The organism is Streptomyces sp. NPDC002209 (genome assembly GCF_042890265.1).
Taxonomy (GTDB): domain Bacteria; phylum Actinomycetota; class Actinomycetes; order Streptomycetales; family Streptomycetaceae; genus Streptomyces.
This window is the reverse complement of the sequence record NZ_JBIARX010000016.1, coordinates 1-15,171: the sequence shown is the minus strand read 5'-3', so window position 1 is coordinate 15,171 and position 15,171 is coordinate 1. Positions and strand designations below refer to the sequence as shown.

The window sequence follows — 15,171 nt, the reverse complement described above, 5'->3', positions numbered from 1 at the left end:
TTCGTCCGGGGCGCGCAGGCTCGGCTCGAAAGCCCGCCCCTCACACCGGCCACCACCCCTGGCCCCCACCCGGGAGCGACCATGAGCCCTGTCCCGACGCCCTCCGCCCGGCCGCGCGAGCAGCGCCTGCGCCGGTACCTGATGTGCCGCCCCTCCCACTTCGAGGTGGTGTACGCGATCAACCCCTGGATGGACCCGGCGAAGCCGGTGGACGCCGACCTCGCCGTCCTCCAGTGGGAGCGGCTGCGCGAGCTGTACCGCGAGCTCGGGCACACCGTCGAGCTGATCGACCCGGTGCCGGGCCTGCCCGACATGGTGTACGCCGCCAACGGGGCCACCGTCGTCGACGGCCGTGTCCTCGGCGCCCGCTTCCGCAACGCCGAACGGGTTCCCGAGGGGCCTGCGTACCTGGACTGGTTCCGCGGGAACGGCTTCACCGAGCTGCACGATGCGGAGTACGTCAACGAGGGGGAGGGCGACTTCCTGGTCACCGCCGGCTTCGTCCTGGCCGGCCACGGCTTCCGCAGCGACGAGCGCAGCCACCAGGAGGCGGAGGCCTTCTTCCGGCGGCCCGTCGTCAGCCTGGAGCTGGTCGACCCGCGCTACTACCACCTCGACACGGCGCTCGCCGTCCTCGACGGTGACGAGATCATGTACCACCCGGAGGCCTTCGCCCCCGGCAGCCGCGCCCTCCTGGAGACGCTCTTCCCCGACGCGCTGCTCGTGTCCGCCGAGGACGCCGCCGCATTCGGGCTGAACGCCGTCAGCGACGGTCTGAACGTGGTGCTTCCCGAGGCGGCCGAGGGGCTCGCCCGCCTGCTGCGCGAGCGCGGCTTCCACCCCATCGGCATGGACCTGTCCGAACTCCTCAAGGGCGGCGGCAGCGTCAAGTGCTGCACCCTCGAGATCCGGCCCTGAGCGGCGTCGCAAGCGGTGTGCCGCAGCCCCGGGCGGGGCTGCGGCGGGTGCGGGATCAGTGGAAGAGCATCGAGGCGTCCCCGGCCGCCGTCGTGACCGAGCCGGGGCACAGGAAGCTGCCCGAGGTCTTGGTCGCGGTGAAGGCCTGGTTGACGTACTTGCGGGTGGCTCCGTCACGGTTCCACGTGATGTTCGTGGCCTTGTAACGGCAGGAGATGAAGCTCTGCTTGCCGGTGATGTCGATGGCGTCGGTCCTGGCGACGCCGGCGGCGTCGTCGAAGGTGAACGCCGGGTTGTTGTTGAGGGTGGCCGTGATGCTGCCGTTGCAGCCGAGGTTGCCGCCCGGTGTGTTGATGGTGGTGCGGTCGACGCTCAGTGCGCTCGGGGGGTTGGCGCTGGTGTGCGCGTTGGTCCACGTACAGGTGTTGCCGGCGACGACGATGACGCCGTCGAGCCGCTGATCGGCCGTGGGGCCCAGCGCCGTCGCCGACGTCGCCCCGCCGACGATCACTGCTGCTGCCAGGGCGGTCACGCCCGGCCATGTCGAGATCTTCATCCTGTCGCTCCTCTTCGCCACGTCCTCGTGGGGTGTGGAAGCGGGGCCTTGGGGGGCCTCGCCGGCGTGCACCCGGCCGTCGGGGGCGGTTTCCGTCAGGGCCGGGGGAGAGAGCTTTCGAGACACGCCGGGGAAGGTCCCACAGGGACCTTGAAATGTCAGGCCCATGTCAAGAGATTGGCCGGATGGCTCCGGTCCCCGGGAACGGTGTGGAACGGATCGGCTCCCGTTGCTGTCTAGCCCTGTGCGCACGCACCGGCGGCGCCGCCGGACCGGCCGGTCCGGGCCGACACCACGCAGAGAGTTCCCCTGATCCGTGAGTCTGACAAGCGGCACGCTCCTCATCATCGTCGTACTCGCCACGGCGCTGGCCTTCGCTTCCGCCGTCCGGCTGTGGCCGCGACTAGGCGGCCGGGGCCGGCGGCCGCTGTTCGGCCGGGTCGGTGTGGTGCTGACGCTGCAGGTGCTGCTGCTCGCCTCGGTCGGCCTCGCGGCCAACCGGACCTTCCTGCTCTACGGTTCCTGGGCCGACCTGGCCGGCATGGAACGGCCGATGCCCTCCATGGGCGAGGACGCGGCCGCAGGCCCGGGGGTGCGGGTCCTCGGCCGGCAGCCGACGGACGTGCCGGGCGGCGGAACGCCGCACGTGGGCGGCGAGATCGAGAAGGTCACGGTGCAGGGCGAGCGGTCCAAGGCCGCCGTCCAGGCGTACGTGTACCTGCCGCCGGAGTACTTCCAGAAGGGGAACGAGAACAGGAAGTTCCCGGCCACCGTGGTGCTCACCGGATTCCCGGGGATGGCGGAGAACCTGCTCAAGGGGCTGGACTACCCGAAGACGGCGTGGAAACTCGCCAAGCAGAAGAAGATGCCGCCGATGATCATGGTCATGATGCAGCCCTCGGTCGTGCCGACCCGCAACACCCAGTGCATCGACGTGCCGGGCGGCCCGCTCAGCGAGACCTTCTTCGGTACGGACCTGCCCAAGGCGATCTCCGGCGCCTACCGCGTCGGGACCTCGCCCTCGAGCTGGGCCATCATGGGGGATTCCACGGGGGGTTACTGCGCGCTGAAGGTAGCCTTGCAGCACCCGGAACACTATGCGGCAGGGGTGGGGCTCTCGGCGGACTACAAGCCGGAGATAGACGAGGACTCCGGCGATCTGTTCCACGGGAACACCACCGAGGAGAAACGATCCGACCTGCTGTGGAGCCTGGACAACCTGCCGCAGGGCAAGTCCTCCTTCCTGGTGGCGACCTCACAGCAGGGCGAGGGGAACTACAAGCCCACGCAGAGGTTCATCGAGAAGGTGAAGGCGCCGGCGCGCGTCTCGTCGATCACCCTCGACCACGGCGGGCACGGCTTCAACACGTGGAGGCGGGAGATCCCGCCCGCGATGGAGTGGCTCGGCGGCCGCATCGGCGCCGAGTGACCTCCGGCGCGCACCCGCACCGGCCCACCCGCACCGGCCACCCGAACCGCCCCCCGGCACCAGAGAAGGAACGAGACGAGGCATGACCCGGAACGCAGCAACCACCACCACACCACCCCTCCCGTGCCCGTTCGACGCGTCGTTCGCACGAGACCCCCACGCCGTCTACGCGCGACTGCGGGCCACCGGACCGGTGCACCGCGTCGCACTGCCCGACGGCTCCCCGGTCTGGCTGGTCACCCACGCGTCGGACGTACGGGCCGGGCTCGCCGACCCGCGCTTCTCCGTCAACAAGCGCCATTCGACCACCGGGTTCAGCGGCTTCTCCCTCCCTCCGGCCCTCGACGCCAACCTCCTCAACATCGACCCGGAGGACCACCTGCGGCTGCGCCGCCTCGTGTCGAAGGGCTTCACCGCCCGGCACGTCGAGCTGCTGCGCGCCGGCATCCAGGACTCCGTCGACGAGCTGACCACCCGCCTCGCCGACCGGATCGCCCGCTCCGGCGAGGCGGACCTGGTCGCCGAGTTCGCCCGACCGCTGCCGCTGCGGACCATCGGCGCACTGCTGCACGTACCCGCCCCCGATCAGGACCGGTTCTCCGACTGGGTCGCCACCATGCTCGCCCCGCGCTCGAAGGAGGAGCTCGTGGCGGCCGTCGGCCACGTCCACCGGTTCCTCGTCGATCTGGTGGCGCAGCGGCGCGCCCGCCCCGGCGACGACATGCTGTCGAGCCTGATCGCGGCGCGAGACGAGGAGGACCGGCTCACCGAGGACGAGCTGGTCTCGCTCGCCTTCCTGATCCTGATGGCCGGCAGCGAGACCGTGCAGCACGTCGTGTCCGGCGGGGTCCTGACCCTGCTCACCCACCCGGACCAGCTCGCCGCCCTGCGCGCCGACCCCGCCCGGCTCCCGGAGGCCGTCGAGGAGCTGCTGCGCCACGCGGGCCCCAACCAGACGGCGATCCGCCGCTTCCCGACGGAGCCGGTGGAGATCGGCGGCGTCCGCATCCCGGCCGGCGACACGGTCCTGTTCTGCCTGGCCTCGGCGCACCGCGACCCGGCCCGCTACCCGGACCCCGACCGCTTCGACATCGGCCGGGAGGACAAGGCCCACCTCGCGCTCGGCCACGGGCTGCACTACTGCCTCGGCGCTCCGCTGGCCCGCCTGCAGATCACGCTCGCGCTGGGCACGCTCCTCGACCGGCTGCCCGGGCTCCGCCCGGCCCGCCCCGTGGAGGAGCTCCCCTGGGCGACCACGTTCCGCTTCCACGCCCTGCGGGCTCTCCCGGTCACCGCGGATCTCTAGGGGGCCCGTCCTGGTGTCCGTCCTGGTGTCCGTCATGGTGTCCGGGCGGCGGACGGGGCCGCTCCGTCCGGATGCGGCCCCGTCCGTCCCGGCGGAGGCTGGGCCCATGCACCGTGCGCCGATCCTCGTCCACCCGATCGCCCCCGCCGGCGGCCGCCGGGTCTCCCTGCGCGCCGAAGGGCAGGACACGGTCCTCGGCACGGCCTTCCACGACGCCGACGTGATCGAGTTCCTGCGCCGGGCCGGCGTGCCCGATCCCGACGAGGTGGTCCTCGGCGGATCGGCGCTCGTGGAATGGCAGGGCGACGAGCCGCACGTCTACGAGGCGGAGCCCTCGGACACCGACATCCCCTGACACCGACATCCCGGGGCGCCGCACGCCGAACCCGGCGCCCCGGGCGGCCGGGAAGGCACCATGGAGGTGGTGGCTGACCCGAGCCGTCCGTTCGGGAGATCCGGGAGATCCGGGAGAGAAGGGGATCGGCATGCTCAAGGCCTTCACCGACCTGTCCACGCCGCTCGTGGCCGACGCCTGCGTCCGCATCGGCGTTCCGCTGCGCGTCGCACCGCCCGGCATCCGGGCGGTGCTGCCGGAGCACCGGCTCGCGGGACGCGCGCTCCCGGTCCGCCATTACGGCAGCGTCGACGTGTTCCTGGAGGCCTACGGAGCCGCCGAGCCGGGCGACGTCCTGGTCATCGACAACGGCGGACGGTCGGACGAGGCCTGCGTGGGCGACCTCGCCGTGCTCGAGGCCGAGACGGCGGGCGTCGCGGGCCTCGTGGTGTGGGGGCTGCACCGCGACACGCCCGAGCTGGCCGAGATCGGCCTGCCCGTGTTCAGCTACGGAAGTCACCCGCCCGGGCCGGTCCGGCTGGACGAACGCGAGCCCGAGGCACTGGTCACCGCCCGGTTCGGGCCGCATCTGGTGGGCGGCTGGGACTTCGTCTTCGGCGACGCGGACGGGGTGCTGTTCGTCGCCGCCGACCGGGTGGAGGAGGTGCTGGACACCGCGCTGCGGATCCGGGAGACCGAGCGCGAACAGGCCCGCCGGATCCGCTCGGGCGACACCCTGCGCAGCCAGACGGCGTTCGCCGACTACCTGGTCCTGCGCGAGGCCGACCCCTCCTACACCTTCCGCCGGCACCTGCGCCGGACCGGCGGCGCCATCGAGGAGTGACGGCGCCGCCGTACCCGGCTGCGCGGATCAGCCCCGAGCCGCCGGGCACGTGGTGTCGCCGGCCGGCAGGGCGCCGTCCAGCAGATAGCCCTCGACGTGGGCGTCCACGCACGCGTTGTGGTTCTGGAACTGCCCGTGGTCGCCGCCCTCGACCGTGACCAGGCGCGATCCCGCCATCCCCCGGTGGGCGCGTACGGCGGCCTCGTAGTACGTCGCCGGGTCGTTCCTCGAGTTCAGCATCAGCACCGGCGGCAGCCCCTCGCCGGTGACCTTGATGCGCGGCGCCTTGGAACGCGGCCAGTTCGCGCAGACCGCCGCGTACGTCAACTCCCGCGCCCCGGCCAGGGGGTGGCTGCGCGTGGCTTCGGCGCTCTCCTTCACCCAGTACCGGCTGTCGCGGTTCCACGGGGTGTCGCCGCAGGTGACCGCAAAGAAGTCGGCCACGAAGTCCGCGCCCATGACGTGTTTCAGCCGCCCGGCGACGGCCTTCCTCGTCTCCGCCGGTGCCTGCTCCGGATGCTCCAGGAAGCCGAGGAGCGCGCCGAGGTCCGCGAACTGGTCGACGTTGTACAGGGCGCTCGTGGCCGCCGCGTCCAGGTGGTCGGGCGTGACGACCGTCCCCTCGACGTCCAGCGGCCTCTCGTGCAGCGCGGCCCGCAGCCGCTCGTACGAGGCCTTCGCCTCCTCGGGGGTGCGGCCCTGGTGGTACGTGGCGTCGTTCTTCGCGAGCCACGGCAGGAAGTCCTGCTCGAACCGGCGCTGGAAACTCATCGGCTGCCCCGTCAGGAAGGACTGCCAGTCCCCGGTGAAGTCGATGTTGCTGTCGAGGACCACCCGCTCCACGCGGCGGGGGAACTCGGTGGCGTAGTACGCCCCGAGGAAGCTGGCGTACGAGGGCCCGTAGTACGAGATCTGCTCCTCCCCGAGCAGCTCCCGGTACAGGTCCATGTCGTGCACGGCCTGATCGGTGGTGATGTACGGCAGCAGCCCGCCCGAGTTGCGCTTGCAGTCCTGGACGAAGTCCCGGGCGCGGTCGAGGGTCTGCCGGACGGCGGCCGCCGACCGGTCGCGCAGATCGCCGCCGCCGAACATGGCGTCGACCTCGTCCTGGTCCGCGCAGACCACCTTCGTGCTCGCGCCCACACCGCGCTGGTCGAAGCTGACGATGTCGTACGCGTCCGCCAGCTTCGGGCTGTACGAGGCGAGCCGGGCCGGCCGGGGGAGCCCGGAGGCCCCGGGGCCGCCGGCCGCCATCATGAGCACGCCCCGGCGCTTCGCCGGATCGGCCGCGCGGTGCCGGGAGACCGCGACCGTCAGGCTCGGTCCGGAGTCCGGGTGGTACCAGTCGCGCGGCACGGACATCGAGGCGCACTCCAGCGAACCGCCGGGGCAGGGCTGCCAGTCGAGCTGTTGGTGCAGATACCGGCCGGGTATCCGCGGGCTCCCGCCGCCCGGAGCTCCGCCGCCCGCGGGCGCGGCGCTCGCGTGGGCGACGGGCAGGACGGCTGCGGCGAGCAGCCCGCAGGCGGCGGCCGCGAGCCATCGGGCGGGCTTCTTGAACACGTGCATCTCTGAACTCCCCCTGGGGTCCGGCTGGTCCCCCCGATCGTCCCGCGCCGGCCCCCCGCCCCTCGATACCACTGGCATCCGCATCGGGGGTGGCAGTGGTACCACCACCGACACGACCTGGGGCCCGTCCGTCCTGTCCACTCCCGGGGCGGCTTTGCCTCCGCGCGGGGAGTCCGTAGCAGAACCGATACTTCACGCCTCTGTGACGCGTATCGCACGCAGCGCTACATTGCCCACGCCCCGCAGCTGCGGGTGGGTGCCGCACGTGCGGCCGGGGGAGGGGGCGTCGACGATGGGGTCCGGAGTCTTCGCGAAACTGGGCAGTGCGATCACCGCCAAGACGGCCGCCGTGGCGGCCGCGGGCGCCCTGGTGGTGTCCGGCGCCGTCGGGGTCGGCGTATGGGCGGTCAGCGGCGGACCGCAGCTGGCGGTCGTCCAGCGCAGTGCCTCGGTGTCGGTCGCGGCGCACGGCGAGCAGGCGGCGGTCGCCCCCTGCCAGACGCACGAGAAGGCGCTCGGCGGCGGGTACGCGATCACCGGCACCGGCTTCGCCACGAGCAGTCTCTTCGTGGGCGACGCGTGGCTGGCTGCCGCGTACAACCCGGACGACACGCCCGCCACGCTCACCTCGTACGCCCTGTGTGTCAACGCGAGTCCGGAGTTCTGGACCAGCGGCTGGAACGCCCGGGCGTACGCGTTCCACGACCGGTTCAACAAAATGACCACCGCCAGCGATGGCGGGGCCATCCACGACCTCACCACCGACGGGCCGTTCGCGGCCGTGCCTGCCTACGACCCCGGCGCCGCGCCCCGGTGCTCCGATGGTTTCACCGCGGTCGGCGTCGAATTCCGGGCCGAACGCACCCTGACGGGCCGCCCCGTCGCGCCGGTCCCGCTCGACGGCCTGACACCCAAGGTGACGGCCGACGACCCCAAGTCCTGGCCCTTTGCCTCACTCAACCCGGGCACCCGGCTGAGCGCCGGTGTGTTCCCGATCCGCAGATCGGAATTCATCGAGCACCAGACCCGGATCGAGGCCCCGCAGCCCCCGGAGGCGAACTACGCGGTCGTGGTCCGGCCGATCTGTGTCCGGCTCAAAGGCGTCTCCGTGGCCACCACGAAGGTGGCAGTGACCGCCGGCGGCAGCGCGGCCGCGGCCGTGTCCTGTCCGAAGGGCAAACTCGTGGTCGGCGGAGGCTTCCGGTTCCCCGCCGTGAACGAGTCGAGCAGCGAGCAGGCCCCGACGCGTTTCTTCGGCGACGGCTGGCTGTACGCGCCGGCCGACGCTCCGGCGGCCGGCGAGCCCTCGGGCCGCAAGGTGACGGCATGGCACGTCACCGGCATGAACCAGCAGAAGGCCGGTTCCGATTACCAGAACTCGGTCTGGATGGAGCACAGCGATCGCGAGACGTTCACCGGCAACGGCTACTTCGACACGCACGGCCGCGGCCCGGACGACCAGGCATTGCGCGCCCTGCCGGTGCCCGACAGCCAGGAGCTGGTCGCCAGCGCGGTCTGCGCCAAGATCGACGCCAAGCCCACCGAGCCCGCGAAGGCTCCCTCGCCGCCCGCCGTGACCCGGCCGGAACTGCCGCACGCACTCGACCTGGCGCCGGGCGCCACGGGTTCCGCGGCACCTTCGGCGTCGCCGTCCGCCCCGACCCCCGGCGCCTCGCCCACGACGGGCCCGTCGGCCTCGCCCGGTACCTCGCCCACACCCGGCAGCCCCAACAGCCCCGGGACCCCGACCACGGGCCGTCCGAGCCGGCCGGCCACCCCGTCGCAGAGCAGTTCGCCGACCCGGCAGCAGCCGCAGGCCCCGGCGGTGAGCATCCAGCAGCCCGGCGCCGGCGGACAACTGAGGCGCGGCTGCGAGGAGTCGTTCGCCGGCACGGCCCGGACCCGCCCGGGCAACGAGCCCCTCACCGACCCGCAGTACACGACCTGGCGGATCAACGGGCCGAACGGGCCCGTGACCCTGGGCGCGGGAGCGTCGGGCCGCTTCCTCGTCCCCCTGCTGCCCGACGGCACGTACAAGGTGGTGTTCAGCGCCACCGACCCGGCGGGCGGACCCACCGGCAGCGCGGAGGTCTCCGTCAGGATCGTCGGCTGCCTGCGCTGAACACCGCAGGGCGAACGGGGAACACCCTTCGGGGGAACGGCGCCACGAGGGTGGCCGGGGTTCCGGATGGAGAGGATCATGAGGAGGGCGCCGGCCCGCCGGGCCCCGCCCCGCCACCGAGTCCAGGAGGTACGTGTGTCTGCCGCGTCGAGCACCGCGTCGTCGAGTTATGCATCCGGGGTCTTCGAAGTGCCGCTGCTGGGCGACACGATCGGCGAGAACCTGGACCGCGCCGTCCGCCGGTTCCCCGACCGCGACGCCCTCGTCGACCTCGCCGCCGGGCGCAGGTGGACGTACGCGGAACTCGCCGCCGACGTCGACGCCCTCGCGCTCGGCCTGCTGGACCTGGGCATCACCAAGGGGGACCGCGTCGGCATCTGGGCCCCCAACCGCGCCGAGTGGACGCTGGTCCAGTACGCCACCGCGAAGATCGGGGCGATCCTCGTCACCGTCAACCCGGCCTACCGCTCGCACGAGTTGGAGTACGTCCTGCGCCAGTCCGGGATCCGGCTGCTCGTCGCGGCGGAGCGCTTCAAGACCTCCGACTATGCCGGGATGATCGAGGAGGTCGGGCCGCACTGCCCGGAGCTGGAGTTCACGGTCCTGCTGGACGGGCCGCGGTGGACGGCCCTGCTCGAGCAGGGCCGCCGGGGAGACCCGGCCGACCTCGTCCGCGCGGGGGCCGGGCTGAGCCCGGACGACCCCATCAACATCCAGTACACCTCGGGGACCACCGGCTTCCCCAAGGGCGCGACCCTGTCGCACCACAACATCCTCAACAATGGCTTCTTCGTCGGCGAGTTGTGCCACTACACCGAGCAGGACCGGGTCTGCATCCCGGTGCCGTTCTACCACTGCTTCGGCATGGTCATGGGCAACCTCGCCTGCACCAGCCACGGCGCTGCGATGGTCATCCCGGCCCCGTCGTTCGACCCGGAGGCCACCCTCGCCGCGGTCGAGGCGGAGGCCTGCACCTCCCTGTACGGGGTCCCCACGATGTTCATCGCCGAGCTGGCCGCACCCGGCTTCGACACGTACGACCTGTCCAGCCTGCGCACGGGGATCATGGCGGGCTCGCCCTGCCCGGTCGAGGTGATGAAGGAGGTCATCGACCGGATGGGCATGCGCGAGGTGTCCATCTGCTACGGGATGACGGAGACCTCGCCGGTGTCGACGCAGACCCGCGCCGACGACTCGGTCGAGCGCCGGGTGTCCACCGTCGGCCGCGTCGGCCCGCACCTGGAGGTCAAGGTGGTCGATCCGCAGTCCGGGCGGACCGTACCCCGCGGCGAGCCGGGGGAGCTGTGCACCCGCGGCTACTCCGTGATGCTCGGCTACTGGGGCGAGCCGGAGCGCACGGCCGAGGCCGTCGACGCGGCGCGCTGGATGCACACCGGCGACCTGGCGGTGATGGACGGGGACGGCTATCTCAGCATCACCGGCCGCATCAAGGACATGGTCATCCGCGGCGGGGAGAACGTGTACCCGCGGGAGATCGAGGAGTTCCTCCACGCCCATCCGGACGTCCTGGACGTCCAGGTCGTCGGCGTCCCCGACCCCAAGTACGGGGAGGAGCTGATGGCGTGGGTGCGGATGCGCGAGGGTGCGGAGCCGCTGACCGCGGCGGCCGTCCGCGCGTTCTGCGACGGACGGCTGGCCCATTTCAAGATCCCGCGGTACGTGCACGTCGTGGACGAGTTCCCGATGACGGTGACCGGGAAGATCCGCAAGGTCGAGATGCGCGAGGCCGGGGCCCGGCTGCTGGAGCCCTCTTCGTAGCAGCCGGGCCGGCCGGCGCGGTTCAGTCCCGGGGAGACAGCTCGGCCATGGCGCTCCAGCCCTGGCCGGGCACCTCGACGTGGATGATCTCCGGCGTGGCGGCGATGGCGCCCGCGAGGGTCTCCATACCGGCCTTGAAGTGGTCGGACGCGACGTGCGCGGCGCCCGCCTCGGCGTCGGTGAAGGCTTCCAGGAGCGTGTACTTGTTGGGGTCGTCGACGCTGCGCGACCAGTCGTAGAAGAGGTTGCCCGGCTCGTTGCGGGTGGCCTGGGTGAACTCGTCCACGAGGGTGAGCCAGTTGTCGCTGTGCTCCGGACGGACGTCGAACCTGACGGCGATGAAGATCATGCCGACCAGCCTGGCAGGCCGTCGCGGGCCGCGCATCCCCATCGCGCTGTATTTCCGGCAGGGCCGGAAAAACCGCCCGCCGGGGGGCCTCAGACGCAGTCCGCCGCGGCCTGCGCGAGCGCGGCGCGGATCTCCTGCGGGCGCCGCCGGAACTCCCCGGTCGGCAGCGACACCGACAGGGCGTGCACCGCGTCGCCGTCGTCGCCGCGCCCGCGCGGCAGGGCGACGGCCAGGCAGGTGTACGAGGGGTCGGCCTCCCCGACGGAGAGGGCGAAACCCTGCCCCCGGACCCGGGACAGCTCCGCCTCCAGCAGCTCGGCGCTGGTGATGGTGGCCCCGGTCAGGCGGGCCATTCCGTGCTCGGCCAGGTACCGCCGGCGCAGCGGCCGGGGCAGCTCGGCGAGCAGCGCCTTGCCGTGCGCGGTGGCGTGCGCCCGGGTCTCCCGCCCGGGGGTGAACGGGTTCGCCTCGTCCGTGACCGGGGCGGTGGTGTCGACGACGGTGATCAGGCCGCCCCGGTAGGCGGTGTGGTAGGCCTCGGCGCCGGTGGCGCGGCGCAGCCGGGTCAGCAGATCGGCCATGCGGGGCGCGGGCTCCAGCTGCCGCAGCAGGCTCCGGTGCAGCCCGGGGATGCGCGGTCCCAGGACGTATCCCTGCGGGGTGCGCAGGAGGTACCCGCGTTCGGTCAGCGGGGCCAGCAGGTGGTACGCGGTGGACAGCGAGCACTCCGTCCGGCGTGCCAGCGCCTTGGCGCTGACCGGCCCGGCCGCGTCGGCGACGGCGTCGAGGATCGCCAGCGCGCGATCGGCGGACTGCGGACCGGTGGGCGGCATGGTGGGTCTCCCGAGGCGATGGGGGCACGGATCCCCCGAGCCTATGGCGCAGCGGACGGGCGGCGTTCATCGAACGTTGACCGGACGCAGACGACGGGTGTGCACAGTCGTGCACATGGACAGCGAACACGGCACCCCCGCGCGGCGGTACGACCCTGCGGCGGCTGCGGACCTCACCGGCATCCGGCTCGCCCACCGCGCGATCCTGGCCGACATCGAGCGCCTCGCCCGGCTGCTCGCCGCTCTCGCCGCGGCCGCGGAGCCGGCCGGGCCCGCGCGGGCGGAGGCCGTCGCCCGGTACGTGCACCGCTACCACTCCGTCGTACGCGGCCACCACCGCGGCGAGGACGAGATCCTGTGGCCGGTGGTGCTGGACGCCGTACCCGACGCGGCCGACGCGGTGGCCGACATCGTGCGCTTCCTCCACGACCACGAGGCGCTCGACGCGCTCCAGGCCGCCTGCGACGCGGCCGCGGACCGCTTCGCCGCCGAACCGGGGCGCCACGCCCGGCGGTTGGCAGGGCTCCTCGCCGACCAGCGGGACCTGCTGGCCGAGCACATCGAAGCCGAGGAGCAGCACGTGTTCCCGGTGATCGCCGCCCGGGTGCCCGGCGCCGCCTACGCCGCCGCGGAGGCGCGCATCCGCAGCGCCGACCGGTCCGCCGACCCGGCCTGGGCCCGCGCGTGGCTGCTGAGCCACGCCACCGAGGACGAGGCCCGGCGCCTGCTGCCCGGCCCCGCCGCGGACCCGGCCGCACTGGAACCCCTGCTGCGGGCGTACGCCGCCGAAGTGGCGCTGGTGTTCGCGGCCTGACCGCGGTTTCAGCCGTCCGCCCACTGCCGGGCCAGCGCGGCGAACGCGCGGGAGGCGGCGCTCTCGTACGCGCTCTCCCGGCGCAGGAGGACCACGGTCCGCGCGGGGAGGGCGGGGGCGAGGGGGACGGGGTGCAGCGGGGTGTGGTCGCGGGTGAGGGCGCCGGGGAGCACCGTGGCGAGCCCGGTGCGCCGGACGATCTCGGTGAGGGCGCTGATGGAGTTGGCCTCCACCGCGATCGGCGGTTCGACCCGGTGCCGGTGGAAGTACGCGTCGATGTGGGCCCGGGTCGCGAAGTCGCCGCTGAGCAACGCGAGCGGGCACGTGGCGAGTTCGGACACCGGCAGGGGCTCGGTACGGCCGGCGTGCGGGTGGGCCGGGCCGACCACCAGCCCGAGGGACTCGGTGAACAGGTCGGTGGCGCCGATGCCGGGCAGGTGCCCGCCCTGGAAGGCGATCCCCAGGTCCGCGGCATCGGCCAGCAGGGCCGACTCCAGCCGATCCTGCGTCATCTCCTTGACGTTCAGGGTGATTCCGGGGTGCCGGGCACGGAGTTCCGCGGCCAGCGGGCCCAGCAGGTACGCGGTGAACGTCGGCGTCATGGCGAGGCGCAGGCTGCCGCGGGAGAGGTCCGCCACGTCCAGGACGGCCCGCTCGGCGGCGGCCAGGTCCTGGAGCGCGCGGCGCGCGTACGGGACGAAGGTCGCGCCCGCGTCGGTCAGGCGTACGGCGCGCCCCGTACGGTCCAGCAGCTGGACCCCCACGCTCCGCTCCAGCTGCCGGATCTGCTGCGACAGCGTGGGCTGCGAGACGTGCAGCTCCTCGGCGGCGCGGGTGAAGCTGCCGTGTTCGGCCACGGCCAGCAGATAGCGGAGATGGCGCAGTTCCAGGGGCATGAGCCCACTATAGATGAGACCAATGGCAAACATGAGTAGTGCGTATTGGACGCTATAGGTACAGCTCATGCAGGGTGGAACCCGTCAGCCCGACCAGGGCGGGCACCACCGAAGGGAGTGACCGTGCAAGACCTCGCCGAGGGCGTCGCGCACTTTCAGCAGGACGTCTTCCCGGCCAAGGCGGAGCTCTTCGCCCGCCTGGCGACCACCCACCGGCCGCACACGCTCTTCATCAGCTGCTCCGACGCCCGCGTCGTCCCGGAGCTGATCACCCAGCGGGAGCCGGGCGAGCTGTTCGTCATCCGGACCGCCGGAAACCTCGTACCGGCCCATGCGGCCGCCGGCGACGGCGGCAGCGGCGCCGACGGGGTCGCGGCCGGCATCGAGTACGCGCTCGCCGTCCTCGGTGTCCGGTCCATCGTGGTCTGCGGACACTCCGCCTGCGGCGCCATGACCGCCCTCGCCGCCGGCCAGGACCTCGCCGAGCTGCCCGCCGTCGCCGGCTGGCTGCGCCACGCGGCGCCCGCCGGGACGCCGCACGGCGAGGTCGGGGATCTGATCCGCAAGAACGTCGCCACGCAGCTCGCGCACCTCGCCACGCATCCCGCGGTCGCCCGCGCTCTGGCAGCGGACGCCGTCACCCTGCACGGCTGGGTCTACGACATCCCCACCGGCAGGGTCGAGGAGATCGACCCCGCCACCGGTCTGCCCGCCGCCGCCCCCGCGGCCTGATCCGCCCCTCCCGCCACCCCACCCCTGAAAGGGAACCCCTCGTGATCCACGCCCAGTTCGCCCCCTCCGCCCGCCAGGCCCTGGCCGACGCCGCCGTCGACGCCAAGATCCGCAAGGACCTCAGCTGGCAGCAGATCGCCGACGCGGCCGGCCTGTCGGTCGCCTTCGTCACCGCCGCGGTGCTGGGCCAGCACCCGCTGCCGGCCGCCTCCGCGGAGGCCGTCGCCGGGCTGCTGGGCCTCGACGCCGAGGCCGCGCTGCTCCTGCAGACGATCCCGACCCGGGGTTCGATCCCCGGCGGCATCCCGACCGACCCGACCATCTACCGGTTCCACGAGATGCTCCAGGTCTACGGCACCACCCTCAAGGCCCTGGTCCACGAGCAGTTCGGCGACGGCATCATCAGCGCGATCAACTTCAAGCTGGACGTCAGGAAGGTCGCGGATCCCGAAGGCGGCGAGCGCGCCGTCATCACCCTCGACGGCAAGTACCTCCCGACCAGGCCGTTCTAGGGAGTGTCGGCACGCGGCGGCGGCCCGCCGGCCGGACGGTGGGACGACCGCCCGGCCTAGGCCGTCTCTTCCGGATCTTGCCGGACCCGCGCCGCCTGGCACCGCACCTCGCCGCGTTGTCGGGGCGCCCGAGTACGTCCAGTACTCGGGCGCCCCTCCGCCTTGCGATGCACGGCAC

General features: G+C 72.9%; 15 protein-coding genes. 10 read left to right on the top strand and 5 right to left on the bottom strand.

What is annotated here, in order from left to right; translation table 11 throughout:
* The first annotated feature begins 81 nt into the window (after window positions 1-81).
* Complete coding sequence (gene ddaH, locus ACFYXK_RS26200; RefSeq protein WP_389413321.1) at window positions 82-918, top strand: dimethylargininase; 837 nt, start codon at window positions 82-84, stop codon at window positions 916-918.
* Between the two features lie 55 nt (window positions 919-973).
* Here the strand turns inward: ddaH and ACFYXK_RS26195 are convergent, their stop codons facing one another.
* Complete coding sequence (locus tag ACFYXK_RS26195) at window positions 974-1,474, bottom strand: hypothetical protein (RefSeq protein ID WP_389413320.1); 501 nt, start codon at window positions 1,472-1,474, stop codon at window positions 974-976.
* Window positions 1,475-1,790: 316 nt separating this feature from the next.
* Between ACFYXK_RS26195 and ACFYXK_RS26190 the strand changes: the two genes are divergently transcribed.
* From ACFYXK_RS26190 to ACFYXK_RS26175, 4 genes are all read left to right on the top strand, one after another.
* Window positions 1,791-2,903 carry an alpha/beta hydrolase gene (locus ACFYXK_RS26190; RefSeq protein WP_389413319.1) on the top strand — a complete coding sequence of 371 codons (1,113 nt, stop codon included), beginning with the start codon at window positions 1,791-1,793 and terminating at the stop codon, window positions 2,901-2,903.
* Between the two features lie 82 nt (window positions 2,904-2,985).
* Entirely contained in the window at window positions 2,986-4,209 is a 1,224-nt protein-coding gene (locus tag ACFYXK_RS26185) for a cytochrome P450 (protein WP_389413318.1), read from the top strand.
* A gap of 106 nt (window positions 4,210-4,315) precedes the next feature.
* Complete coding sequence (locus ACFYXK_RS26180) at window positions 4,316-4,564, top strand: hypothetical protein (protein WP_389413317.1); 249 nt, start codon at window positions 4,316-4,318, stop codon at window positions 4,562-4,564.
* Between the two features lie 130 nt (window positions 4,565-4,694).
* Window positions 4,695-5,387 carry an RraA family protein gene (locus ACFYXK_RS26175; RefSeq protein ID WP_389413316.1) on the top strand — a complete coding sequence of 231 codons (693 nt, stop codon included), beginning with the start codon at window positions 4,695-4,697 and terminating at the stop codon, window positions 5,385-5,387.
* A gap of 27 nt (window positions 5,388-5,414) precedes the next feature.
* Here the strand turns inward: ACFYXK_RS26175 and ACFYXK_RS26170 are convergent, their stop codons facing one another.
* On the bottom strand, window positions 5,415-6,956 hold the full coding sequence (locus ACFYXK_RS26170) for an alpha/beta hydrolase (RefSeq protein WP_389413315.1): 1,542 nt from the start codon (window positions 6,954-6,956) through the stop codon (window positions 5,415-5,417).
* A gap of 292 nt (window positions 6,957-7,248) precedes the next feature.
* On the opposite strand from ACFYXK_RS26170, the gene ACFYXK_RS26165 reads away from it, so the two are divergent.
* Entirely contained in the window at window positions 7,249-9,078 is a 1,830-nt protein-coding gene (locus ACFYXK_RS26165) for a hypothetical protein (RefSeq protein WP_389413314.1), read from the top strand.
* Window positions 9,079-9,156: 78 nt separating this feature from the next.
* On the top strand, window positions 9,157-10,857 hold the full coding sequence (locus ACFYXK_RS26160) for an AMP-binding protein (protein WP_389413313.1): 1,701 nt from the start codon (window positions 9,157-9,159) through the stop codon (window positions 10,855-10,857).
* A gap of 22 nt (window positions 10,858-10,879) precedes the next feature.
* On the opposite strand, the gene ACFYXK_RS26155 is transcribed toward ACFYXK_RS26160, so the two are convergent.
* Together ACFYXK_RS26155 and ACFYXK_RS26150 are read right to left on the bottom strand one after the other, a co-directional pair.
* Complete coding sequence (locus tag ACFYXK_RS26155) at window positions 10,880-11,206, bottom strand: putative quinol monooxygenase (RefSeq protein ID WP_389413312.1); 327 nt, start codon at window positions 11,204-11,206, stop codon at window positions 10,880-10,882.
* Window positions 11,207-11,295: 89 nt separating this feature from the next.
* Entirely contained in the window at window positions 11,296-12,039 is a 744-nt protein-coding gene (locus ACFYXK_RS26150; RefSeq protein ID WP_389413311.1) for an IclR family transcriptional regulator, read from the bottom strand.
* A gap of 115 nt (window positions 12,040-12,154) precedes the next feature.
* Here ACFYXK_RS26150 and ACFYXK_RS26145 point away from each other — a divergent pair, with 115 nt between their 5' ends.
* A complete protein-coding gene (locus ACFYXK_RS26145) occupies window positions 12,155-12,853 on the top strand; it encodes a hemerythrin domain-containing protein (protein ID WP_389413310.1) in 699 nt (232 codons plus the stop codon).
* A gap of 8 nt (window positions 12,854-12,861) precedes the next feature.
* On the opposite strand, the gene cynR is transcribed toward ACFYXK_RS26145, so the two are convergent.
* Window positions 12,862-13,749 (bottom strand): transcriptional regulator CynR, encoded by an 888-nt coding sequence (gene cynR, locus ACFYXK_RS26140; RefSeq protein WP_389413309.1) that lies wholly within the window; start codon window positions 13,747-13,749, stop codon window positions 12,862-12,864.
* Between the two features lie 123 nt (window positions 13,750-13,872).
* On the opposite strand from cynR, the gene ACFYXK_RS26135 reads away from it, so the two are divergent.
* Together ACFYXK_RS26135 and cynS are read left to right on the top strand one after the other, a co-directional pair.
* Complete coding sequence (locus ACFYXK_RS26135) at window positions 13,873-14,481, top strand: carbonic anhydrase (protein WP_389413308.1); 609 nt, start codon at window positions 13,873-13,875, stop codon at window positions 14,479-14,481.
* Between the two features lie 41 nt (window positions 14,482-14,522).
* Window positions 14,523-14,993 (top strand): cyanase, encoded by a 471-nt coding sequence (gene cynS, locus ACFYXK_RS26130; protein ID WP_389413307.1) that lies wholly within the window; start codon window positions 14,523-14,525, stop codon window positions 14,991-14,993.
* Window positions 14,994-15,171: the final 178 nt, after the last annotated feature.